Below are 22,368 nucleotides of genomic sequence, written 5' to 3' on the forward strand. Positions count from 1 at the left end.
GGTACGGGACTGTCAAAAACATGGATGTTTTTGACAAGCCTCCATGGATGGATTCACGGCGTGTCCCGTACCCCCGCACCCGGCGGCCCCAACCAGGAGACCGGCAGTCGAAGGCTGTTCGCACAAAACCGTCAGCAGCCGGACGAAGGCCGGCGACACGTACCGCCAGCAAGTACCGACCAAAAAAAAACGGCGAACCAAAGTCCGCCGTTCTTTCAGATCAGTAAGCCGCGATTACTTGGCAGCAACGACCTTGGCCATTTCCAGGCACTTGTTGGAATAGCCCCACTCGTTGTCGTACCACGAGACCAGCTTGACGAAGGTGCTGTCCAGCGCGATGCCCGCTTCGGCATCGAACACGGAGGTGTGCGTCTCGCCGCGGAAGTCCGTCGCCACCACCTTGTCTTCGGTGTAGCCCAGGATGCCCTTCAGCGCGCCTTCGCTCTGCGCCTTCACTTCCGCGCAGATCTCGGCGTAGGTCGCTTCCTTTTCCAGCTCGACGGTCAGATCGACCACCGACACGTCCGAGGTCGGCACGCGGAAGCTCATGCCCGTCAGCTTCTTGTTCAGTTCCGGGATCACCACGCCAACCGCCTTGGCCGCACCGGTCGACGACGGAATGATGTTTTCCAGGATGCCACGGCCACCGCGCCAATCCTTGTTCGACGGACCATCCACGGTCTTCTGCGTCGCAGTCGCCGCATGCACCGTCGTCATCAGGCCACGCTTGATGCCCCACTTGTCGTTGATCACCTTGGCCAACGGCGCCAGGCAGTTGGTGGTGCACGACGCATTCGAAATGATCGCCTGGCCCGCATACGTCTTGTCGTTCACGCCGTACACGAACATCGGCGTATCGTCCTTCGACGGCGCCGACAGGATCACCTTCTTCGCGCCCGCATCGATGTGCTTCTGCGCCGTTTCCTTGGTCAGGAACAGGCCGGTCGACTCGATCACCACGTCCACCCCGACCTCGTCCCACTTCAGGTTGGCCGGATCGCGCTCCTGCGTCAGGCGGATCTTCTTGCCATTGACCAGCAGGTCGCTGCCCGACACTTCCACGTCAGCCTTGAAGCGGCCATGCACCGAATCGTACTTCAGCATGTACGCCAGGTAATCGGGCTCCAGCAGATCGTTGATGGCCACGATTTCGATGTCATTGCCGAAATTCAGCACGGCCGAACGCAGCACGTTGCGCCCGATGCGACCGAAACCGTTGATGCCAACCTTGATTGCCATGTTCACAAGCTCCTGCAGCCGCGACAGTGCGGCGCCGATGGAAAGGGCCGCCATTCTAGCAAAGCCCGACCCACCCCGGCCCCCGGATCGGGATGGGAAGCGGTTACAACCGTAAAAATCGTGGATTGATCCGGATCAAGGCGCGCCAAGGCCCGGGCGGGAAAACTGGCCCCATTCCACCCCGCCACGAGACAGCACCATGCGCAAGACCACCCTCCTCCTGCCCGCCAGCCTCGCCGCCGCCCTGGCCCTGGCCGCCAGCCCCGCCATGGCCCAGTCCAAGGGCGACTGGACCGTTGCCGCCGGCGTGCACCAGGTGGCCCCCAAGTCCAACAACGGCACCCTGGCCGGCGGCCTCAAGGTCGACGTCGACAGCGACATCAAGCCCACCATCACCGGCGAATACTTCATCGCCGACAACCTGGGCATTGAAATCCTCGCCGCCCTGCCGTTCAAGCACGACATCAACATCGACGGCCTCGGCCGCGTCGGCAGCACCAAGCACCTGCCGCCGGTGGTCTCCCTGCAGTACCACTTCAACAGCAAGGGCAAGGTCTCCCCGTTCCTCGGCGCCGGCCTGAACTACACCACCTTCTTCAGCGAAGAGACCAGCGGCGCGCTGGCCGGCAGCAGTCTCAAACTGGAAGATTCCTGGGGCCTGGCCGCACACGCCGGCGTGGACTTCGCCATCGCCGACAAGGGCGCCCTGCGCGTGGACGTGCGCTGGATCGACATCGACAGCGACGTCAAGTTGGATGGCACCAAGCTGGGCACCGTCAAGATCGACCCGCTCGCCTACGGCGTTTCCTACGTGTTCAAGTTCTGACACGACCCTCGCAGCAGAGACTTCCCCGGCTTCGGCCGGGGTTTTTTCGGCCAGATCCGGAACATGTCCGTGCAGGGGCCGCCCGTTAGAATGGGCCGATGAAAATCGCCTCCCTGCTTTCTTCCTCCGCGCTGGTCCTTGCGCTCACCGTCGTCTCCACCGATGCCCTGGCCTGGGGCGCACAGGGCCACCGCCTGGTCGCCCGCATCGCCGAACCGCGCCTGACCCCGCAGACCCGCGCCGAAGTGGCGCGCCTGCTGGCCAACGAACCGACCCCCACCCTGGCCGCCATCGCCCCCTGGGCCGACGAACTGCGCGCCAAGGATCCCGGGCTGGGCAAGCGCTCGGCCGGCTGGCACTACGTGAACATCGGCGAAGACGACTGCCAGTACGACGTTGAGCGCAACTGCCGCAACGGCAACTGCGTGGTGGAAGCCCTGAAGACACAGACCGCCATCCTCGGCGATCGCAGCCGCCCCGATGCCGAACGCGCGCAGGCGCTGAAGTTCGTCGTGCATTTCGTCGGCGACATCCACCAGCCCATGCATGCCGGCTACGGCCACGACAAGGGCGGCAACGACTTCCAGGTGCAGTACAACGGGCGCGGCACCAACCTGCATTCGCTGTGGGACAGCGGCATGCTGAACACGCTCAAGCTCGATGACGATGCCTACACCAAGCGCCTGTCCGCGCTGAAGGCGCCGAAAGTGGCCAAGCGCTCGGCGATCACCACCGATGCCGTGCAGTGGGCCGAAGCCAGCTGCCGCATCGCCATTGCACCTGGCGTTTACCCCACCCAGCGTACCCTTGCCCCGCAGTACACCGCGACCTACCTTCCGGTGGCGGAAGCCGAGCTGCGACTGGCCGGCGAACGCCTGGCGGTGCTGCTCAATGACACGTTGGGTAAACGCTGAGGTTTCACCATGTCACCGCATGTCGCCAGTTTCTTCCACCCGGACAGCAACACCTTCAGTTACGTGGTGCATGACCCGGCCACCCGGCAGGCGGCAGTGATCGACCCGGTGCTGGATTACGACCCGGATACCGACGCCATCGGTGCCGGGCCGTTGCAGCCGCTGCTGGAACACCTGCGCGAGCATGCGCTGGAGGTGCGCTGGCTGCTGGAAACCCACGCCCATGCCGACCATGTCAGCGCCGGGCGCCGGCTGAAGCAGTCGTTCCCGCAGGCGGCGCTGGCGATGGGCGGCGGCATTGTCGAGGTGCAGCGCACGTTCGCGCCGCGCTATGGGCTGGACGTGCCTACCGACGGCTCGCAGTTCGACCATCTGTTCGCCGACGGCGAACGCTTCGATGTCGGCGCGATCGCGGCCGAGGTGATCGCGGTGCCCGGGCACACCAGCGACAGCGTGGCCTACCGGATCGGCGATGCGCTGTTCACCGGCGATTCGCTGTTCATGCCCGATGGCGGTACGGCGCGCTGTGATTTTCCGGGCGGCGATGCCGCCCTGCTGTACCGCTCGATCCAGCGCCTGCTGGCCCTGCCCGATGCCACCCGGGTGTTCATCTGCCACGACTACGGCCCGGGCGGGCGCGAGGTCGCCAATGAAACCACCATCGGCGAGCAGCGCGCGCGCAACATCCACCTGCATGACGGGGTGAGCGAGGCGGAATTCGTGGCGACCAGGCAAGCGCGCGACGCCACGCTTGCCGAGCCGAAGTTGATGCACCCGTCGGTGAAGGCGAACATCCAGGGCGGGGCGTAAAAGCCGCGCGGCGCGTGGTTTTACCGCGTCTTCACTGTGTGCTGGCCGTGCACGATCTCGAACGTGAAGGCGTAGAACAGGCTTACTGCCACCGGTTCCACCCGCTCGGCATCGCGGCAGTCGCTGCTGTCGGCCGGCGCGTGGCCCGCGGCGAAGTGGCACACCGCCGCAGGCGAGTAGCGCCACATCGCCACCGCGTCCTGTGCCGCCTCCACCAGTACCCGGTTTTCAGGCGCGCCGCCGGCAACGCACTCACTGCGATCGCTCAACGGCGCGCTGCGTTCCACCGCGCCGTCGGCGCTCACCACCACCTGCAGGCAGACCGTGGTGGGCGGCAGCTCTCGGCGCGGATCGCGCTCGCCCAGCACCGGGTCCGGCGCCGCGTACAGCTGCGGCATCCGGTAGCCCTCGCCGGGTTTAAGCGTATAAGCCTCCACCTGCCCTGACCCTCCCGTCGCGGCAGCCCGCAGCCGCTGGTGGCCGACCGTTTCGGCCCGTGAATCCACCGTGGTGAGGCGGTCGTGGCCGGCACAGCCAGCGACCCCCACCACCAGCGCAACCACCGCAGGCAGCGGCCACCTCACTGGCTGGTCACCGTTTCACTCATGGCGAAGGTGATCGGAATGCGGACTGCGGCCGCCACCGCTTTGCCGTCCTTCATCGCCGGATGGTAGGTCCACTGCCGGGCTGCAGCGATCGATGCGGCGTCGAACACGCCCGGGTTGGTTGCACTGAGCACGCGCACATCGCTGACCTTGCCCTGCGCGTCCACGTCCACCCGCAGCACCACTTCGCCGCTCTGGTTGTTCTCGAACGCGCTGGCGGGGTAGCTCGGCGGCGGCATCCTGTCGATCGTGACCGGGCGCTCCAGTCCTGCCTTGGCCGCATCTTCCTGCGCGAACTGGAACGGTTCGGCACTGATCGCCGGGCTGCCACCGCTGCCGCCCTGGCTGGCCCAGGCGACCGCGCCCAGCCCCATGCACAGCCCCACCACCAGTACCTGGCCGGTCACCCACGGCAACGCCCTGCGCTTGTGTTCCTTCATCATGGCAATTCGCTCCTTCAACATCGGTTGGCTGCGCCAGTGGCACGCCATGGGCGCAACCGGGTGGACCAACTGCGCCTTCAGCAGCGCGTTGGCGTACAGCCGGCGCGAGGCCGGATGCGGGTCGACCGTGCGTGCGTCGCAGGCCAGCTCCTGGTCACGCAGGAAGCGGCGCGAGGCCCACGGCAACAACGGATGGAACCAGAACAGGCAGCGCAGCAGCGCCAGCGCGGCATTGGCCCAGTGATCGCCATGGCGGCGGTGCTGGCATTCGTGCTGCAGGATCAGCGCGCGTTCGGCCGCGCTGAAGCGCAGATCGAAATCCGGGCCGACCACCACGCGTGGTGACCACAGGCCCACCAGGGCCGGCAGGCCGGGATCGGCGCTGGCCTGCCAGCTGCCATCGCTTCGCGGGTGAAGCGCGCCCATGCCACGCTCGAAACGGCGCTGGCCCCGCCACTGGCGGATGCCGGCCAGCAGTGCGCCGGCCGCCCACAGCGCGACCAGCAGGGTCGGCCACAGCACCGCGTCGGCCGGCAGCACCGGCGCACGCAGCGCGGCCCCCAGCGCGTGCACCGGCGCGGCCTCGACGAGTGGCACGCGGGGCAGTGGCAACCGCGGTGCCAGCATCACCAGCGGCAGCAGCCACCAGCCGCGGTACACCAGCGGTGCGCCGCCAAGCCGGCGCAGCAGCGGGCGCAGCGCGGCCAGCAGCACCACGGCGATCGACACCCACATGCTTGCCAGCAGCACTCCCTGCAGCAGCTCAGTCATGGTCCAGCTCCTGGATCAGCTTCTTCAGTTCGGCGATGTCCTGCGCGCTCAGCTCGCCGCGTTCGCTGAAATGCGCCACCAGCGGCGCGACCCGGCCGGCGAACAGCTTGTCCAGCAAGCCGCTGCTCTGCTCGGCCACCCAGGCCTGGCGCTGCAGCACCGGCGAGTACAGGTAGCGGCGGCCCTCGCGGCTGGCGCTGATCGCGCCCTTGGTGAGCAGCCGGTTGAGCAGAGTCTTGATGGTGGGCTCGGCCCAGTCGCGGTCGGCCAGCGCCGCCACCACCTCATCGGCCCCTTGCGGGTGCCGGTTCCAGAGCACTTCCATGACAACGGCTTCGGCTTCGCTGATCTGGCTCATCATTTACATCCGTAATCGACGGTACGATTACGCGCGTAATCTTTCCCGCTGTCAACCCCCCGTGTCACGGGTCCGTTCAAGCCGGAAGTGCTGTAATGAAAAACAGACTTCGCAGGAACGCGCCGCATGACCGAGCATCTCACCGACCTGGACGCTGCAACCGACTGGCTGCTGCAGCGTGTCGACGGGCCGCTGCGCATCGGCGCACCGCTGGCACTGGGCAAGCCGCACCGGCTGCTCAACGCGCTGTATGCGCGGATCGAGAACGACCCGTCGCGACCGCTGCAGATCTACACCGCGCTGTCGTTGAACCCGCCCAAGGCCGGCGGCGGGCTGGAGGCCCGCTTCATGGCGCCGTTCGCGGCGCGCCACTTCGGCGAGGATTTCCCGCGCCTGGCCTATGCCGATGCGATGGTGCGCGACCGCCTGCCCGACCACGTGCAGGTGGAGGAGTTCTACATGCAGTCCGGCGCCCTGCTCGGTTCGTCGCAGGCGCAGCGCGGTTACACCAGCCTCAACTACACCCACGCCGCCGATGCGGTGGCGCAGCGCGCGCCGCATGCGATCGTGCAGAAGGTGGCGATGCGGCCCGACGACCGCCGCCTGTCGCTGTCGTGCAACAACGACATCACCCAGGACACCATCGACGCGATGCTGGCGCGCGGCCTGCCGCGCCCGCTGCTCATTGCCGAGATCGACCCGCAGCTGCCCTACCTGGGCGGCTCGGCCACGGTGGATGTGTCGTTCTTCGACCTGGTGATCACCCCGCCCGCGCCCTACCCGGACCTGTTCGGGCTGCCGCGCCAGCCGGTCAGCGATGCCGACTACGCCATCGGCCTGTATGCCAGTGCGCTGGTCCGCGATGGTGGCACGCTGCAGATCGGCATCGGTACGCTGGCTGATGCGATCAGCCACGCGCTGGTGCTGCGGCATACCGACAACGCCCGCTACCGGCAGATCCTGCATGCGCTGGATCCTACCTTGGCCAGTAACCCGACGGTGCTGGAGTGCGGCGGCTTGGAACCGTTCGAGGTGGGCCTGTACGGCTGCAGCGAGATGCTCAATGAAGGCTTCCGCCGGCTGGTGCAGACCGGGGTGATCCGACGCAAGGTGCACGATGACCTGGCCCTGATGGAACGGATTGAAAGCGGCAGCACGCTGACCATCGACCACGCCACGCTGGAGGCCGAAGGCGAGTACCTGCATGGCGCGTTCTACCTGGGTTCGCCGGAGTTCTACCAGTGGTTGCGCGAGCTGCCGGAAGACGAATCGCGCGCAATCGGCATGCGCCGGATCAGCGAGATCAACCAGCTGTACGGCGGCAACGAAGCGCTGGAACGGCTGCAGCGCCGGCATGCGCGGTTCTTCAACTCCTGCATGATGGCCACCGCGCTGGGTGCGGCGGTGTCCGATGCACTGGAAGACGGCCGCGTGGTCTCCGGGGTGGGCGGCCAGTACAACTTCGTGGCGATGGCACACGCGCTGCCCGAAGCGCGCAGTGCGTTGATGTTCCGCGCGGTGCGCGAGGACAAGGGCACGCTGCAGTCGAACGTGCGCTGGAACTACGGGCACACCACGATTCCACGCCACCTGCGCGATATCTACATCAACGAATACGGCATCGCCGACCTGCGCAACCTCACCGACGAAGACTGCGTGACCGGCATGGCCGCGATCACCGATGCGGCGTTCCAGGGCAACCTGCTGCAGACGGCGAAGGCCTCGAAGAAGCTGGCCACCGGCTTTGTCGCGCCGGAGCATTGGGCACGACGCAATACGGCGGCAGCGGTGAGCGCATCGCTGGCGCCGTTCCGCCAGTCCGGCGCCCTGCCCGACTATCCGCTGGGCAGCGATTTCACCGAAGTGGAGCAGCACCTGGTCAAGGCATTGGGCTGGCTGAAGCAGAACACCCAGACTCCGGGCGCGAAGCTGCGCACGGTGCTGGCCGCGTTCACCCAGCCGGCCGGCGATGGCGACGTGGTCTACCTGCAGCGGATGGGCTTGGACGCACCGAAAACGTTCGGCGAGAAAGTAGAAGCACGCCTGGTCCGCCTTGGATTGGCGCGCACCGCATAACGGACACGCGCCCAAATGAAAACGGCGCTTCCGTTTCGGGAAGCGCCGTTTGGACTACGTCGGTGCTGGCGCTTAGTTGGCCAGCTGTGCCTTCGCCGCGGCCACCACCGCATCAGCGGTGATGCCGAAGTGCTTGTACAGCGCTTCGGCCGGCGCCGAGGCGCCGAAGGTGTCGATTCCGATCACCGCACCGTCCAGGCCCACGTACTGGCGCCAGAAACCGGTGACGCCGGCTTCGACGGCCACGCGGTTGCGTACCGCGTTCGGCAGCACCGATTCACGGTAGGCCGCATCCTGGCGTTCGAACACATCGGTGGACGGCATCGAGACCACGCGGGTCTTGATCCCGGCGGCGTCGAGTTCGGCCTTGGCCGACACGGCCAGGCCCACTTCCGAACCGGTACCGATCAGGATCACGTCCGGCACGCCGCCTTCTGCATCGGCCAGCACGTAACCGCCACGGGCGATCTGCGCCACCTGGTCCGTGCTGCGCGGCTGGTGCGGCAGGTTCTGACGGCTGAAGACCAGGCAGCTCGGGCCGTCCTGGCGGGTGATCGCGGCCTTCCAGCTGACCGCCGATTCGACCGCGTCGCACGGGCGCCACACATCGTTGTTCGGGATGTAGCGCAGCGAAGCCAGGTGCTCCACCGGCTGGTGGGTCGGGCCGTCTTCGCCCAGGCCGATCGAGTCGTGGGTGTACACGTGGATGGCGTGGGCCGGGATCAGTGCGCTCATGCGCACGCCGTTGCGGGCGTAATCGCTGAACACCAGGAAGGTGGCGTCGAACGGAATGAAGCCGCCGTGCAGGGCCAGGCCATTGGCAATCGCGGTCATGCCGAACTCGCGCACGCCGTAGTACACGTAGTTGGCGTTCGGGTCGTCAGTGGCGACCGACTTGCTGGCCTTCCACAGGGTCAGGTTGGAGTGCGCCAGGTCGGCCGAACCACCCACCAGCTCCGGCAGCAGCGGCGCGAAGGCTTCGATGGCCAGCTGCGAGGCCTTGCGCGAGGCGATGGTCTGGCCTTCGGCCTGGACCTGGGCGATGTAGGCATCGGCCTTGGCGACGAAATCGGCCGGCAGCTCGCCGTGCGAACGGCGGGTCAGTTCGTCGGCTTCGGCCGGGAACTGCGCGGCGTACTTGTCGAACTGCTGTTCCCACTCGGCCTGGCGCAGGGTGCCGGTACCGCCGGCACGCCAGCCGGCGTAGATCTCTTCCGGGATCTCGAACGGGCCGTAGTTCCAGCCCAGCTGCTTGCGGGTGGCTTCCAGCTCATCCTTGCCCAGCGGTGCGCCGTGGCTGGATTCCTTGCCGGCCTTGCCCGGCGAACCGAAACCAATGGTGGTGCGGCAGCAGATCAGGGTCGGCTTGTCGGACTGCGCCAGCGCGTTCTCGATGGCGGCCTTGATGCTTTCCGGGTCATGCCCATCGACGCCGCGCACCACGTTCCAGCCATAGGCTTCGAAACGCTCGGGGGTGTTGTCGGTGAACCAGCCGGCGGTGTTGCCGTCGATGGAGATGTGGTTGTCGTCCCAGAAGCAGACCAGCTTGCCCAGGCCCCAGGTACCGGCCAGCGAGGCGGCTTCGTGGGACACGCCTTCCATCAGGCAGCCGTCGCCCAGGAACACCCAGGTGCGGTGGTCGACGATCTCGTGCTCGGGGCGGTTGTAGCGCTGGGCCAGCAGCTTTTCAGCCAGCGCGAAGCCCACGGCATTGGCCAGGCCCTGGCCGAGCGGACCGGTGGTGGTTTCCACGCCGGGGGTTTCATGGTGTTCCGGGTGGCCGGCGGTCTTGCTGCCCAGCTGGCGGAACTGCTTGAGCTGTTCGATCGGCAGGTCGTAGCCGCTCAGGTGCAGCAGCGCGTACTGCAGCATCGAGCCGTGGCCGTTGGACAGCACGAAGCGGTCGCGGTTGAACCACTTGGGGTTGTTCGGGTTGTGACGGAGATAGTCGTTCCAGAGGACTTCGGCGATATCTGCCATGCCCATCGGCATGCCGGGATGCCCGGACTTGGCGGTTTCGACCGCATCAGCGGCAAGGAAGCGGATGGCGTTGGCCAACTGGCGGCGGGTGGGCTGCGTCATGAGTCTGTCGGGTCGGGAGGCTCCCGCTTAATGCGGGCTACCCATTGTCCCATAGTCAGCCGGCCGGGTCAGGCCGCCCGGGCGTGTGAAGACGGCTCCGGTACACCAATGAAAACGCCCCGCTGGGCGGGGCGCTTTCAATGAGGCTCAGGCGGCAGGCGCGGTCAGCTGCGGGGCACGACCGGGCCCGGGACCGGGCTTTCCTCGGTCTCGCCCTTGGCCACCAGGGTGGTCAGGGCCAGGTCGCCGGTGACATTGAGCGCGGTGCGGCACATGTCCAGGAAGTGGTTCACGCCCAGGATCAGGCCGATGCCCATCGGGTCCACGCCGACCATGGCGCAGATCATCGCCACCACGGGCAGCGAGCCGGACGGCACGCCGGCGGTGCCGATGCCGCCCAGGATGCAGACCACCATCACCATCAGCTGCTGGGTGATGCTCAGGTCCACGCCGAAGAACTGGGCCAGGAAGATCACCGTCACGCCCTCGAACAGCGCGGTACCGTTCTGGTTGGCTGTGGCGCCCACGGTCAGCACGAAGCGCGAGACCTTCTGCGGCAGGCCCATCTGGTCGGCCACGCGCAGCGCGGTCGGCAGGGTGGCGTTGCTGGAGGCGGTGGAGAAGGCCATCACCGTGGCTTCCTGGGTATCGCGGAAGAACGCCAGCGGCGAACGCCCCGACAGCCATACCGCCGCGCCGTAGGTCACCACCATGTGCAGCGCCAGCGCCAGCACCACCACGCCCACGTAGGCGCCCAGGCGGATCAGCAGGTCGAAGCCGAAGATCGCCGCCAGGTTGAACATGAAGCAGGCCACCGCGTACGGCGCCAGGCGGATGACCAGGTTGATCAGGGTCATCGAGACTTCGAACACGCCTTCGATGACCTTGCGCAGCGGCGCGGTCTTCTCATCCGGCGACAGCACCATGCCGATGCCGAACATCAGCGCGAAGAACATCAGCGACAGGATCGCGCCATTGCTCGATGCGGCGGCCAGCACGTTGCTGGGCACGATCGACAGCAGCATGTCCATGCCCTTGGGCTGCTCGCCGATGTTGGCGACGATCTCGCGGCTGCGCTCGACGTTTTCGTGCAGCAGCTGCTGGGCCATGGCCGGGTCCACGCCCACGCCCGGCTTGAGCACGTTGACCAGCACCAGGCCCAGGCCGACCGCGATGCCCGACAGCAGCACGGTGTAGGCCAGGGTCTTCCAGCCGATCCGGCCGAGCGAACGGATGTCGCCCATCTCCGACACGCCCATCACCAGCGCCGAGAAGATCAGCGGCACGATCAGCATGAAGATCAGGTTGAGGAACAGGCCCGACAGCGGCGTGGTCAGGTAGGTCATCACCCCACGGGCGGCATCGGGCAGCCAGGGAATGCCCGGCCCGACGGCGTGCACGATCAGCCCCAGCACCAGGCCAAGCCCGAAGCCAATGCCCATTTTCCAATGCAATGGCAGCTTCTGCCGGGTCGTTGCGGCCTCAGTCATGGAGCGGTGTTCCTTGAAAATTAGAGAAAGAGCTTAGCAAAGCCGGCCCACCCGGCCCGGCGGCCACTCAGCGTCCCGAAGGATAGAGCGGCGCCAGGCCAGTATTTTCCGCGGTCTGCAGCGGCTGCCAGTGCGGTCCGTCATGGAAGGCGCGGCGCAGCGCCTGTCGCGCCTGGGTCGCATCGCCGCCGTCGCGGCTCCAGCGCGCGGCCTGCAGGTCGCGCAGGGCCTGGCGTTGGGCCGGGTCGGCCAGGCGCGCCAGCACGGCATCCAGGCCATGCACGCCGCCCATCCTGCCCAGCAGCGCGACGATCTCGTCCAGCCCCTCGTGGTCCAGGGCGCGGCGCAGCTCACCGCGCGACGGCACCTGCGACGGGGCGACGGACCCCACGGCGCGGGACGTGCTGGGCGCGGCAGCGTGCCGACGACGGCGCCAGGCCCACGCCAGGGTCAGCAGCCACAGGACCGCAAAGCCGGCCGCTGCCGCGATCCAGCCCCAGGGGCGGCTGGCCGCGGCCGCCACGGTGACGGCGTCGGACGGCGTGGCGGTGGTCCCGGGCAACGGCGAGGTGGTATCCAGCGCGGTCGGCGGGGGCACCGTGCCCGGGGCGCCGGCGGCCACGGCCAGGCTGAGGTCGGGCAGCGTGGCGGTGCGCGCCTGGCGGCCACGCACATCCCACCAGGCCATGCGCGGGCCAGGAATCACCAGGGTGCCGGGCTGGCGCGGCACCACCGAATAGCGACGGGTGAGGGTCAGGCGCGGGGTGCTGCCGTTGAAGGTTTCGTCGTACTGCGGCGGCTCGGCGAACACCTGCGCGCCCGGGCCGGCATCCAGCGGCGGCAGTTCGGGGAACTGCGCGCGGGTGGCGCCGTCGGCCACCGCCTCCACCACCACCGTGACCGCCTCGCCGGCGCGGGCGCGGGTGGGCGCGGCGGTGTAGCGCAGGCGCAGGTCGTGCAGCGGCAGCCATGGCTGCGGTGCGGCGTCGGGTTGTGCCTGCACCTGCAGGGTGCGATCGGGCGCGTTGGCGCGCAGCCGGCCATCGCCACCGAACAGGTCATCGAAGAAGCCGCCTGCGCTGCGGCCGTTGAAGCGCGCGCCGGGCAGCAGCAGCGGCCCGCTGCGTTCGGGAATCAGCAGGTAGCGGCGCTCGACCAGGTTGTAGCGCCGCCCGTTGATCTCGCGGACCAGGCTGCGATCCTCGCCGACACGCTGCATCGAGGCGCCTTCCGGCGCATCCACGCCCAGTTCGCCCGAGAGCAGCTGGGAGGCGTAGTAGAGGCGCACCACCACGCCCACGCTCTGCTGCACGTAGGGGCTGGCGTCATCGACCTCCATTTCCACGAAGGCGGTGGCGTTGCCGGGCACGGCGGGCGTCGCGGCGGCACTGGCGGACACGGTCAAACGCAACGGCGTGGTCCGCGCCGCGCCCACCTGCAGGGCGGGAATGGTCAGCACGCCACTGCGCCGGGGACTGAGCGCCACGCCGTACAACGAACGCGACTGCATCGCGCCCTGGCTCCACTGCACCTGGCGGCTGCTGGTCTGGCCGCTGAGCTCGAAATCAGCCTGCAGCGGCGCGTAATCCGGCGCGCCGGCATCGGTCTCGATGTTGAGCGTGACCGTGTCGGTGTCGCTGATCGCATCGCGGTCCAGCCACGCGCGGGGCTGGGCCTGGGCCAGACTGCTCACGCCCAGCAGCAGCCAGCCGCAGGCGCGCCACCAACGTCGCGTGGAGGGTGCTGCGCTCATTGTCCGTCCCGTTTCCTGCGTTCGCTTTCCAGTTGGAATTTCTGCCGCAGCAGGTTGCCCGGTTCATCGGGCACCCGCCGCATCCACGCTTCAACCGCCTGGCGCTGCTCGCGCTGCTGCGGCGTTTCGTTTGACTCGCGGCGCTGCGCCGGGGTCTTGCCCGCGTCGGCCTGTTGTTTCTCCAGCGCCTGGCGCATGCGTTCGCGCTGCGCCGCATCGGCCCGCGCCTGTTCGGCCGGATCGGGCTTGCCCGCCTCCGGGTCCTGCGGTGGCGTGCCCTGCCCCGGCTTGGGCTGGCCCTGCTCGCCCTTTTCAGAAGGGTCCTGCTTCTGTTGTTGCTGTTGTTGCTGGGACTGCTGCGACTGCTTCTGTTGTTGTTGCTGCGGTTGCTGCCCGCCCCCCGGTGGCGGCTTGCGCTTGCGCGCGGCATCCACGGCGGCACGGTTGGCCACGGCATCGGGCATGCCCGGACGCAGGGCCAGCGCCTGGTCGTAGGCGGCAATCGCGGCGTCGTACTGGCCCTGCCGGGCCAGCGCATTGCCGAGGTTGTAGCGGGCCTCGGCGTCGTTCACGCCTTCGAACTGCTGTTGCGCCGCCTGGAAATCGCCTCGCCGGTAGGCATCCACCCCGTCGGCCACGCGCTGCTGGTCGCGCTGGTCCGCGCGCTGCCACCAGTTGCGTTCGGCGGCATGTGCCGGGGCGGGCATGGCCAGCGGCAGCATCACGCAGACCAGGGCCACGGCCGCCACGCCACGGCGACGGAAGGCCCACAGCGACAGCAGCATCAACGGCGGCAGCAGCCAGAAGCCTTCATCGCGCCACGCCAGGCCTTCGCCTTCGCGGCTTTCCTGGCCGCCGGTGCTGGCGCGCGGGGTCAATACGCCCAGTGACTTGAGATCACCTTCATCGTCGGCCACCGCCGCATAACGACCACCGCCGGCATCGGCCACCGCACGCAGCGTGTCCGGCTCCAGTTGGGCGCGCGCGATCTGGCCATCACCGCTGCGGTACGCCGCACCGGCTGCGGTACCCAGCCCGAGCACCGAGACGTGGATGTTCTGCGCCTTGGCGGCTGCAGCCGCAGCACGTGCGGCGTCATCGGCGCGGTCGGTCAGCAGCAGGATGTCGCCGCCCTTGGCGCCGGACTGCTGCAGCAACAGCACCGCCGCTTCAATCGCACGGTCGGCGCGTTGGCCGTCGCGTGGCATCACGTCCGGGGCCAGCGCATCCAGGTACAGCGCCACGTTGGCGGCATCGCCGGTCAACGGTGCAACGGTGAACGCATCGTCGGCGTAGGCCAGCAATGCCACTTCACCGCCGCTGCGCTCGCGCAGCAGCGTGGCCAGCTTGGCCCGCGCCTGCAGCAGGCGCGACGGCGGCAGGTCGGTGGCGGTGGTGCGCGAGGACAGATCCAGCGCCACCACCAGCGGCGCCGGTGCCTGCCACAGCGGCTGCGGCAGTTGTCGCCAGCCCGGGCCGGCCAGGGCCACCACGGCCAGTGTCCAGCCCAGCAGCAGCAGCGCCAGGCCGCTCCAGGCGCGGCGCCCGCCGGCCACCAGCAGGTGCGGCAGCAGGTGCGCATCCACGTTCTGGCGCCAGACGCTGCCGCGACGGCGACGCCAGATCCAGAGCAGTGCGATCAGCGGCAGCGCGGCCAGCGCCCAGAGCAGCGCCGGGCGCGCGAGATGCACGTGGTTGATGAGGGTCGTCATGCCCAGCGCCTCGGCAGCAGCCAGCCCAGCCCACCCAGCAGCATGGCCAGCGCCAGCGGCCATGCATAGCGTTCGATATAAGGACGTACCGCCGCGCCTGCGGCGGTGATCGGCTCCAGCCGGTCCAGTTCGGCATAGATGCCGGCCAGTTCGTCGGTGTTGCGCGCGCGGAACGCGCGGCCGCCGGTGAGGTCGGCAATGCGGCGCAGCGTGGCTTCGTCCACCGGGTCGTCGCCAGCAGCGATCTGCACGCCGAACAGGCTCATGCCGCCGTCGCCGCCGAACGCCACCGGATACACGCGCACGCCTTCGGCCTTGGCCAGTTCGGCCGCGCGCAACGGCTGCAGCACGCCGGCGTTGCTGACGCCGTCGGTCAGCAGGATCAGCACGCGCTGGCCCTCGGGCTGTTCGCGCAGGCGCTTGACCGCCAGCGCGATGGCATCGCCGATGGCGGTGTCGCGGCCAGCCAGGCCAACTTCGCTGTCGGTGAGCTGGTTGCGCACCGTGGTGAGGTCGGCGGTGATCGGGGTCAAGGTGTAGGCACGTTCGCCGAAGATGAGCAGCCCCACCCGGTCGCCGGCACGGCGGTCGAGGAAATCGGCCAGCACTGCCTTTGCCGCGGAAAGACGCTGTACGACCTGGTTGCCCAGCATCATGTCCGGTTCGCTCATGCTGCCGGAGACGTCCACCGCGAGCATCATCTGCCGGCCCTGCTGCGGCGGGGTAACCGGGTCGCCGAGCTGCTGCGGCCGGGCCATGGCCACGCACAGGCAGGCCCAGGCCAGCCACAGCAGCAGCCGGCCGATCCGCCGCCCGGCCGCACCACTGGCCTGGCCAAGTTCGGCCAGCGCACCGGCGGCATAGGGCACGCGCAGCGCGGGAGCGGCTGCGTTGCGGCGCGGCCACCAGCGCATCAGCAACGGCAGCGGCAATGCCAGCAGCGCCCACGGCCACGCCAGCGCATCCAGCCACGGCAGCACGGAGGACAGGCCCGGAATCATCGGCCGCGCCTGCTGATGAGATCGAGGAAGCGTGCGCGGGCGAGGTCGCGCACGCGCTGCACGTCGGCAGCGTCAAGGCTGCGACGGTAGCCCCCGTCCAGCAGCAGGCGCCCTTCGCCGTCTGAGAAGGCACGGCTGCCGGGGACATCGAGGAATTCCAGCCAGGCCTGGCCCTGCAGCAGTTCCGCACCCGCGTGGCGGCGGCGCGCGGCGCGGCGCAGCAGCTCGGCCATCGCGGCGACCTGGGCAGTGCCGTCCGGCGCAGCATCCACCGCGGTGTCGAACACCCGCAGCCAGCGGCGCTGCTGGCGCCGGCGATGCGCGCGCCATGCCCAGGCCAGCAGCACGACCAGCGCCAGCGCCGCCAGCACCAGCCACCAGCCCAGCGGCAACGGCCACCAGGACGGGATGGGCGGCAGGTGCACGTCGCGCAGCGGCAGCGAGGTGGCCGCGCTCATGCGACCACCGCCGACGGCAGCGGACCCAGCCAGCAGTCGCTGGCATCATCGGTACTGACCACGTGCACCTGGATGCGACGGGCGCCGAGGCTGCGCTGCAGCGTTTCCAGCGGTTCGACGAAACGAGCATGCCAGTGTTCGCGCACGGCGCTGTCGTGCAGGTCCAGCACCACCTGCCGGCCCTGCGACAGGAACGGCAGCACGCCATCCGGCGGCGCCAGCTCGAGCGGATCGGCCAGCAGCATCAGCTGTACTTCATGATGCATGGCCAGCGCGGTCCAGCGCGGTATGTCGATGGCGGCCGCGCGGGTCGGGTCGGCCAGCACCACCACGCGCGCACCGGGGCGCAGCACGCGCGCGGCCTGCTGCAGTGCGTGGTCGAGGCCGGCGTCATCGGGCGGCGGCGCGGCGTACCAGCGGGTCAATGCATCCAGCACGCGGAGCACGCCCCGGGTACCGCCGGCCGGTGGGATCGGCGCTTCGCTGCGACTGCCGCGCAGTGCGGACAGGCGGTCGCCCTGGCGTTGTGCCAGCCAGGCGGCGACGGCACCGACGCGTGCGGCCTGCACCGACTTGAAGCGCACCCGGGTACCGAAATACAGCACCGGGTCGGTGTCGGCCACCAGCAGCGTCTGGCGCTCGCGTTCGGCCTGGAACAGTTTGGTGTGCGCGCGCCCGGTGCGGGCGGTCACCCGCCAGTCGATGTGCCGCGCGTCATCGCCGGCGACGTACTCGCGCGATTCTGCGTACTCCATGCCGCGCCCGCGCATCGGCGACGGCGCCTGGCCGGCATGCGCCAGCCGCCCGCGTCGCGCCGGGGCCAGCCGGTGCGCGCTGCGCCGCAGTGCAACCAGTTCGGCCAGGGTCGGCTGCACGCCGTTGCCCGCCAGCGCATCGGCAGCAGTGTCATCCAGGGCAGTCATGCCGATCTCAAGGCACCGGGATGCGGGCCAGCAGCTCGGCCACCAGCCGCTCGCCATCCCAGCCTTCGGCGGTGGCTTCATAGCTGGGCAGCACGCGGTGGCGCAGCACGTCGGGGGCGACGCTGCGCACGTCCTCGGGGGTCACGAAGTCGCGGCCGGCCAGCCAGGCGCGCGCACGCGCGCAGCGCTCCAGCGCGATCGAGCCGCGCGGGCTGGCGCCCCAGGCGATGCGCTTTGCCAGCGCGGGGTCATAGCGGCCCGGGTCGCGGGTGGCCAGCACCAGTTCAATCAGGTAACGCTCCAGCGCCGGCGCCATGTGCAGCGACAGCACCGCGCGGCGGGCTGCGAACACATCGTCCAGCGGCATGCGGGTCGGCGCCGCCGGGGGCGTACCGAGCGCATCCCGCGCGCGCTCGCGGGCCAGGCGCAGGATCTCGGCTTCGGCGTTGGAATCGGGATAGCCGATCCGCACGTGCATCAGGAACCGGTCCAGCTGGGCTTCGGGCAACGGGAAGGTGCCCTCCTGCTCGATCGGGTTCTGGGTGGCCATCACCAGGAACAGCGCCGGCAGCGCATAGGTATGCCGGCCCACGGTGACCTGGCGCTCGCCCATGGCCTCCAGCAGCGCCGACTGCACCTTGGCCGGGGCCCGGTTGATCTCGTCGGCCAGCAGGATGGGGTGGAAGATCGGGCCGGGCACGAATTCGAAGCGGCCTTCCTGCGGGCGCCAGATCTCGGTGCCGGTCAGGTCGGCGGGCAACAGGTCGGGGGTGAACTGCACCCGCGAGAAGTCAGCTTCCAGGCGGGCGGCCAATGCGCGGATGGCGGTGGTCTTGGCCAGCCCGGGTGCGCCTTCCACCAGCAGGTGGCCATCGGCCAGCAATGCGGTCAGCAGGCGCTCGACCAGCGCATCCTGGCCGACGATCTCGGCGGCGAGCGAGTCGCGCAGCGCACGGAAGCCGGCATGCAGGCGGTCGTGTTCGGGGGTGTCAACGAAGGGCGTGGGGTCGATTGCGGGCATGGGGGGTGGCAGGTTCATGGCGTCCATCTGACCCACGCAACAGGCGTAAGGTTCCGCGCACATGATGGCAGGGCTGGCCGCGCAGCGGGATCAAGATTGCCTGAACGCGGCTACGCCCGCCCCGCGCCGTCGTAGATGGCGCTGCAGTATGGGCCGGCCATTTCAAAGCGCCTGCAGACCTGCGGCCGTTCGGCATAGATGCCGCAGGACATGGTGTCCCGGTCGAGCGCCACGCACCAGCCGTCCGCGCTTTTGGCCATGGCCAGCACGCCATCGGCAATCTCGGTGGTCAGTTCGGAGGGGACGCACTCCGACGGCGCCAGCACGGCGGTAAGCCGGCAGCATTGCGCGGTGCAACCGGAGCAGTGTGCCTGGGCCATGGGGAAGGATAGCGCGGCGCCCTTGCCCTGCCCTGAACCGCTCCCGATGGAAGGACCAAAAAAAATCCGGCGCCCCTGCGGGCACCGGATCTTTTGTTACCAACCGTCTGCTGGATCAGCGACTCAGTTGGTCTTGGCCACGCGCAGGACCTTCGGGGTGACGAAGACCAGCAGTTCGGCCTTGTCCTTGTTGCGGCTGCGCTTCTTGAACAGGTTGCCCAGGAAGGGAACGTCGCCCAGGAACGGCACCTTGTTGACGCTGTTGCGGTCGGTGAACTCGTACACGCCGCCGATCACCACGGTCTGGCCGTCATCCACCAGCACGGCAGTGTTGACTTCGCGGCGGTTGATCGAGGGAACCTGGCCGTAGCCTTCCAGCACGATGTAGCTTTCGACTTCATCCTTCTTGACCGCCATGTTCAGGAACACGCGGTTGTCGTTGGTGATGGTCGGGGTGACCTTCAGCTCGAGCAGCACTTCCTTGAACTGCACGTTGGGCGTGGCCGCCTGGCCGGCAGAACCGCCGGTAATGGTGACGTAGCCGATTTCCTTACCCTGCTTGATCACCGCTTCGCGCTGGTTGGTGGTGACCACGCGCGGGTTGGAGATCACTTCACCACGCGATTCCTGCTGCATGGCCGACAGCTCCACGTCCAGCAGGTAGCCGGCGTTGAGGATCGACAGTGCCAGCGAACCCGGGTTGCTGGCCGCGGCCACCGGCAGGTTCCAGTTCAGGCCACCGGTGTTGATGGTGCGCGGGGGACGGACAGGGATCGGACCGGTACCGCCGCCGGCAGCCCACTCATTGAGCGCTTCCTGGTACTCGGTCGCGTTCTCGGCGTCGCTGGTGACGTTGCGGTGGTTGGTGTCGGTGTTGCCACTGAAGTACACGTTGTCGCGGCTGCCGGTGATGCCGAACTTGGCACCCAGTTCACGCGCGAAGGTGTCGGTGGCGATCACGATGCGGCTTTCGATCAGCACCTGGTCGACCGGGCGGTCGATCACGTTGATCAGCTCGCGCATGCGCGCGACCTTCTTCGGGATGTCGCTGATCATCAGCGTGTTGGTGCGCTCGTCGGCCACCAGGCGGCCACGCGAGGACAGGAAGCCGCTGTCTTCCTGCGAGTTGCTGCCGGAACCACTGCCGCCACCGCCGCCGCCACTGCCGCCGCCGATGCCCTTGGCTTCGGTCAGTGCTTTGAAGATCTGCGCGGCGTTGTGGTAGTTGATCTGGACGTAGTCGGTGACCAGGTCCTGGCGGTTCTCGATCGCGATGCGGGCGTCTTCCTTCTCCTGCTCGAACTTGGCCAGCTCCGGCTGCGGCGCAACCCACACCACGCCACCGTCACGACGCTTGTCCAGGCCCTTGGCCCGCAGCACGATGTCCAGTGCCTGGTCCCACGGCACGTTGACCAGGCGCAGGGTGACGTTGCCTTCGACGGTGTCGGAGGCCACGATGTTCAGGTTGGACTCCTCGGCGATCAACTGCAGCACGGTGCGCACCGGCACGTCCTGGAAGTTGAAGGTCACCGGCTTGCCGCTGTAGCCACGCTGCGCGACCGCGGTGGCCGCCTGGGTCACCGTGGTGGCGTTGATCGCACCGGTGGCCGGGGCGCTCTTGCGCGGGCTGATCTCGACCACGTACTCGTTGCCGGTCTGGTAGGCCAGCGACTCGAAGGCCGTGTTGGTGTCCAGCACCAGCTGGGTGCCACCGCCGTACGGCTTGGGATCGATGCGCTGCACCGGCGTGGCGAAGTCGACCACGTTGATCGACTTCTGCAGGTTTTCCGGCAGGGTCGCGTTGCCGACGTCGATCACGACGCTGTTGCCCTGGCTGCGCAGGTCCGGGTTTGCGCCCTTTCCGTCGAACTGCAGGATCAGCCGGCCGCTGCCGTCTTCACCGCGCTTGAAGTCGATCTTGGACACCGCCAGCGAAGCCGGTGCGGCGGCCGGCGCGGCGCCGGCCCCCTGGGTCGTGGCTGCAGCTGCCGGCGTGGCCGCCATCAGGGTGCCATTGGCCACCATGAGCGCGACTCCCAGCGCGCACAGGTGGATCAGCTTCGGGCGCCGGTCGGGACGCTGCAGCATGGCGTTGGAAAAGGTCATCGTGCTATCCCCATAATCATTCATTGATCTTCAAGCGCAAGCGATGCAGGCCGTTCCAGCCAGCCGCCCGCGCCATCCGGCACCAGTTCAATCAGTTCGATCCGGTCTTCGAAGACCCCGGTCACGCGGCCGTCGCTCTGCCCCATGTAGACGGCCGGACGCACCCGATAGGTGACCTTGTCCGGGGCCATCACCAGCGCGACCAGTGCGCTGCCCTTGCCGATCGAACCGACCATGTCCAGGGAGTCCAGCGGGAAGGCTTCCAGCGGCTCCTTGCGGCGGTTCGGATCCGGGCGCAGGCCCGAACCACCGGCCTGGGGGTTGGCCCAGGCGTCGGTGAACGGATCACGCATCCCCTGCGCGGAGTACTCGAAGGTCTCGAACTGCTGCATGACAGGCAGCGGTTCGAGCGGCGGTGCCGGGCGGGCGCGCACGTCGGCGACCCACTTTTCCAGGTTGGGCGCGTCACCGGGCGTGCTGGAGATGCTGCGTGCGCAGCCCGCCAACAGGACCAGCATCAGCAGGCCACATACCCGTGCGGTGCTGGCCAGGTTCATGGCTTGCCTCCCTTCGGGCCTGCTGCCTGTGCGGCCGCCTTCTCCTGCGCTTCCATTTCCACGTCGTCCAGGTAACGGTAGGTCTTGACCGTGCCCGACAGTTCCAGCGCGCCGCTGCGCGCGGTGATGCCGGTCTTGGGGTCCTTGGGCTTGAGGTTGATGTCGTGCATGGTCAGGATGACCACGCGCGGCAGCGACGCCACGCCGCTGACGAACGCACCGAACTGGTGGTAGCTGCCCACCATGCGCAGGGCGATCGGCTTTTCGGCGTAGAACTCCTTGGGCACTTCCTCACCGGGCTGGAACAGCTCGTTGACCAGGCCGCTGGACAGCGCGGTCTGCGAGATGTCGATGATCAGGTCCGGCATTTCGGTCTTGCTGGGCAGCTGGCGCAGCATCTGCTGCAGCACCTGCTCCATCTGGGCCAGCTGCTGCTTGAGCGGCTCCAGGTTGACCGCGCGGCCCTGCTCTTTCTCGAAATCGGCGCGCAGCGAGACTTCGGTGCGTTCCAGCGAGTCGAGCTCTTCACGCTTGCCGCTGATCAGCACGAACCAGGCCAGCACCACGATCAGCAGCGACAGCAGGGCACAGAAGACGATCTTCGCCTGCTGCGGCCAACTGCCGATGTTGTTGAAGTCCAGGTCCTTCAGGTTGACTTTCTTCTGGCTCATGCGGCCCCCTTCTGCGGCGTGCTGGACGCCGCCGGTTGCGTTGCCGGGGCGGGAACGATGCGACTGCCCGACGGCGCCGGCGCGGCCGGCTCAGCGGCCGGTGCCGGGGCCGGCGTGGTGGCCGGTGCGGCGCTTCCGGCCGGGGCCGGTGCCAGCGGGGCCACGGCGGGGG

Annotated in this window: 20 protein-coding genes; 4 read left to right on the forward strand and 16 right to left on the reverse strand. The window is 68.5% G+C overall.

Going from position 1 to position 22,368, the window contains the following annotated elements; all coding sequences use genetic code 11:
- Positions 1-234: 234 nt before the first annotated feature.
- On the reverse strand, positions 235-1,239 hold the full coding sequence (gene gap, locus QMX79_RS12760) for a type I glyceraldehyde-3-phosphate dehydrogenase (RefSeq protein WP_282247073.1): 1,005 nt from the start codon (positions 1,237-1,239) through the stop codon (positions 235-237).
- A 199-nt stretch (positions 1,240-1,438) separates the two neighbouring features.
- On the opposite strand from gap, the gene QMX79_RS12765 reads away from it, so the two are divergent.
- The 3 genes from QMX79_RS12765 (at position 1,439) to QMX79_RS12775 (ending at position 3,789) form a co-directional block, all read left to right on the forward strand.
- A complete protein-coding gene (locus tag QMX79_RS12765; RefSeq protein WP_282247074.1) occupies positions 1,439-2,065 on the forward strand; it encodes an OmpW family outer membrane protein in 627 nt (208 codons plus the stop codon).
- A gap of 98 nt (positions 2,066-2,163) precedes the next feature.
- A complete protein-coding gene (locus QMX79_RS12770; RefSeq protein WP_282247075.1) occupies positions 2,164-2,979 on the forward strand; it encodes a S1/P1 nuclease in 816 nt (271 codons plus the stop codon).
- 9 nt (positions 2,980-2,988) lie between these two features.
- Positions 2,989-3,789, forward strand: coding sequence for an MBL fold metallo-hydrolase (locus tag QMX79_RS12775; RefSeq protein ID WP_282247076.1), 801 nt, complete (start codon positions 2,989-2,991; stop codon positions 3,787-3,789).
- Between the two features lie 20 nt (positions 3,790-3,809).
- Here the strand turns inward: QMX79_RS12775 and QMX79_RS12780 are convergent, their stop codons facing one another.
- Genes QMX79_RS12780 through QMX79_RS12790 form a run of 3 tightly spaced genes read right to left on the reverse strand, consistent with a single transcriptional unit; the run spans position 3,810 to position 5,966 of the window.
- Positions 3,810-4,373 carry a hypothetical protein gene (locus tag QMX79_RS12780; RefSeq protein WP_282247077.1) on the reverse strand — a complete coding sequence of 188 codons (564 nt, stop codon included), beginning with the start codon at positions 4,371-4,373 and terminating at the stop codon, positions 3,810-3,812.
- Positions 4,370-5,608, reverse strand: a complete 1,239-nt coding sequence (locus QMX79_RS12785) for a TonB family protein (RefSeq protein WP_282247078.1) — start codon at positions 5,606-5,608, stop codon at positions 4,370-4,372. The genes QMX79_RS12780 and QMX79_RS12785 overlap by 4 nt, the downstream gene beginning before the upstream one ends.
- Entirely contained in the window at positions 5,601-5,966 is a 366-nt protein-coding gene (locus QMX79_RS12790) for a BlaI/MecI/CopY family transcriptional regulator (protein WP_184127195.1), read from the reverse strand. Before QMX79_RS12790 ends, QMX79_RS12785 begins: the two co-directional genes overlap by 8 nt.
- Before the next feature lie 126 nt (positions 5,967-6,092).
- On the opposite strand from QMX79_RS12790, the gene QMX79_RS12795 reads away from it, so the two are divergent.
- Positions 6,093-8,042, forward strand: coding sequence for an acetyl-CoA hydrolase/transferase C-terminal domain-containing protein (locus QMX79_RS12795; RefSeq protein WP_282247079.1), 1,950 nt, complete (start codon positions 6,093-6,095; stop codon positions 8,040-8,042).
- Between the two features lie 72 nt (positions 8,043-8,114).
- Here the strand turns inward: QMX79_RS12795 and tkt are convergent, their stop codons facing one another.
- The 12 genes from tkt to QMX79_RS12855 all read right to left on the reverse strand — a co-directional run bounded on the left by tkt (position 8,115) and on the right by QMX79_RS12855 (position 22,196).
- Positions 8,115-10,124: a transketolase gene (gene tkt, locus QMX79_RS12800; RefSeq protein WP_282247080.1), complete on the reverse strand. Its 2,010-nt coding sequence runs from the start codon at positions 10,122-10,124 to the stop codon at positions 8,115-8,117.
- A 164-nt stretch (positions 10,125-10,288) separates the two neighbouring features.
- Positions 10,289-11,614: a dicarboxylate/amino acid:cation symporter gene (locus tag QMX79_RS12805; protein ID WP_282247081.1), complete on the reverse strand. Its 1,326-nt coding sequence runs from the start codon at positions 11,612-11,614 to the stop codon at positions 10,289-10,291.
- A gap of 67 nt (positions 11,615-11,681) precedes the next feature.
- On the reverse strand, positions 11,682-13,367 hold the full coding sequence (locus tag QMX79_RS12810) for a BatD family protein (protein ID WP_282247082.1): 1,686 nt from the start codon (positions 13,365-13,367) through the stop codon (positions 11,682-11,684).
- Positions 13,364-15,079 carry a VWA domain-containing protein gene (locus QMX79_RS12815; RefSeq protein ID WP_282247083.1) on the reverse strand — a complete coding sequence of 572 codons (1,716 nt, stop codon included), beginning with the start codon at positions 15,077-15,079 and terminating at the stop codon, positions 13,364-13,366. The genes QMX79_RS12810 and QMX79_RS12815 overlap by 4 nt, the downstream gene beginning before the upstream one ends.
- Complete coding sequence (locus QMX79_RS12820) at positions 15,076-16,080, reverse strand: VWA domain-containing protein (RefSeq protein WP_282247084.1); 1,005 nt, start codon at positions 16,078-16,080, stop codon at positions 15,076-15,078. The genes QMX79_RS12815 and QMX79_RS12820 overlap by 4 nt, the downstream gene beginning before the upstream one ends.
- The gene (locus QMX79_RS12825; protein WP_282247085.1) at positions 16,077-16,538 is read right to left on the reverse strand and encodes a DUF4381 family protein; all 462 of its coding nucleotides are present in this window, start codon (positions 16,536-16,538) and stop codon (positions 16,077-16,079) included. Before QMX79_RS12825 ends, QMX79_RS12820 begins: the two co-directional genes overlap by 4 nt.
- Entirely contained in the window at positions 16,535-17,461 is a 927-nt protein-coding gene (locus tag QMX79_RS12830) for a DUF58 domain-containing protein (protein WP_282247086.1), read from the reverse strand. The genes QMX79_RS12825 and QMX79_RS12830 overlap by 4 nt, the downstream gene beginning before the upstream one ends.
- A gap of 7 nt (positions 17,462-17,468) precedes the next feature.
- A complete protein-coding gene (locus tag QMX79_RS12835; protein ID WP_282247090.1) occupies positions 17,469-18,482 on the reverse strand; it encodes a MoxR family ATPase in 1,014 nt (337 codons plus the stop codon).
- A gap of 110 nt (positions 18,483-18,592) precedes the next feature.
- A complete protein-coding gene (locus tag QMX79_RS12840; RefSeq protein WP_282247087.1) occupies positions 18,593-18,862 on the reverse strand; it encodes a YkgJ family cysteine cluster protein in 270 nt (89 codons plus the stop codon).
- 123 nt (positions 18,863-18,985) lie between these two features.
- Positions 18,986-20,968, reverse strand: coding sequence for a type IV pilus secretin PilQ family protein (locus QMX79_RS12845; protein WP_282247088.1), 1,983 nt, complete (start codon positions 20,966-20,968; stop codon positions 18,986-18,988).
- Between the two features lie 20 nt (positions 20,969-20,988).
- On the reverse strand, positions 20,989-21,486 hold the full coding sequence (locus tag QMX79_RS12850; protein WP_237334367.1) for a pilus assembly protein PilP: 498 nt from the start codon (positions 21,484-21,486) through the stop codon (positions 20,989-20,991).
- Between the two features lie 35 nt (positions 21,487-21,521).
- A complete protein-coding gene (locus QMX79_RS12855; RefSeq protein WP_282247089.1) occupies positions 21,522-22,196 on the reverse strand; it encodes a type 4a pilus biogenesis protein PilO in 675 nt (224 codons plus the stop codon).
- Positions 22,197-22,368 lie beyond the last annotated feature (172 nt).

The organism is Stenotrophomonas sp. PS02300 (assembly GCF_029959395.1).
Classification (GTDB): Bacteria; Pseudomonadota; Gammaproteobacteria; order Xanthomonadales; family Xanthomonadaceae; genus Stenotrophomonas; species Stenotrophomonas maltophilia_AD.

Bases quoted from the DNA above. Each gene is read 5' to 3' on its own strand.
- gap (WP_282247073.1), bottom strand. From the start codon at position 1,239: ATGGCAATCAAGGTTGGCATCAACGGTTTCGGTCGCATCGGGCGCAAC.
- QMX79_RS12765 (WP_282247074.1), top strand. From the start codon at position 1,439: ATGCGCAAGACCACCCTCCTCCTGCCCGCCAGCCTCGCCGCCGCCCTG.
- QMX79_RS12770 (WP_282247075.1), top strand. From the start codon at position 2,164: ATGAAAATCGCCTCCCTGCTTTCTTCCTCCGCGCTGGTCCTTGCGCTC.
- QMX79_RS12775 (WP_282247076.1), top strand. From the start codon at position 2,989: ATGTCACCGCATGTCGCCAGTTTCTTCCACCCGGACAGCAACACCTTC.
- QMX79_RS12785 (WP_282247078.1), bottom strand. From the start codon at position 5,608: ATGACTGAGCTGCTGCAGGGAGTGCTGCTGGCAAGCATGTGGGTGTCG.
- QMX79_RS12790 (WP_184127195.1), bottom strand. From the start codon at position 5,966: ATGAGCCAGATCAGCGAAGCCGAAGCCGTTGTCATGGAAGTGCTCTGG.
- QMX79_RS12795 (WP_282247079.1), top strand. From the start codon at position 6,093: ATGACCGAGCATCTCACCGACCTGGACGCTGCAACCGACTGGCTGCTG.
- tkt (WP_282247080.1), bottom strand. From the start codon at position 10,124: ATGACGCAGCCCACCCGCCGCCAGTTGGCCAACGCCATCCGCTTCCTT.
- QMX79_RS12805 (WP_282247081.1), bottom strand. From the start codon at position 11,614: ATGACTGAGGCCGCAACGACCCGGCAGAAGCTGCCATTGCATTGGAAA.
- QMX79_RS12810 (WP_282247082.1), bottom strand. From the start codon at position 13,367: ATGAGCGCAGCACCCTCCACGCGACGTTGGTGGCGCGCCTGCGGCTGG.
- QMX79_RS12815 (WP_282247083.1), bottom strand. From the start codon at position 15,079: ATGACGACCCTCATCAACCACGTGCATCTCGCGCGCCCGGCGCTGCTC.
- QMX79_RS12820 (WP_282247084.1), bottom strand. From the start codon at position 16,080: ATGATTCCGGGCCTGTCCTCCGTGCTGCCGTGGCTGGATGCGCTGGCG.
- QMX79_RS12825 (WP_282247085.1), bottom strand. From the start codon at position 16,538: ATGAGCGCGGCCACCTCGCTGCCGCTGCGCGACGTGCACCTGCCGCCC.
- QMX79_RS12830 (WP_282247086.1), bottom strand. From the start codon at position 17,461: ATGACTGCCCTGGATGACACTGCTGCCGATGCGCTGGCGGGCAACGGC.
- QMX79_RS12835 (WP_282247090.1), bottom strand. From the start codon at position 18,482: ATGCCCGCAATCGACCCCACGCCCTTCGTTGACACCCCCGAACACGAC.
- QMX79_RS12840 (WP_282247087.1), bottom strand. From the start codon at position 18,862: ATGGCCCAGGCACACTGCTCCGGTTGCACCGCGCAATGCTGCCGGCTT.
- QMX79_RS12845 (WP_282247088.1), bottom strand. From the start codon at position 20,968: ATGACCTTTTCCAACGCCATGCTGCAGCGTCCCGACCGGCGCCCGAAG.
- QMX79_RS12850 (WP_237334367.1), bottom strand. From the start codon at position 21,486: ATGCTGGTCCTGTTGGCGGGCTGCGCACGCAGCATCTCCAGCACGCCC.
- QMX79_RS12855 (WP_282247089.1), bottom strand. From the start codon at position 22,196: ATGAGCCAGAAGAAAGTCAACCTGAAGGACCTGGACTTCAACAACATC.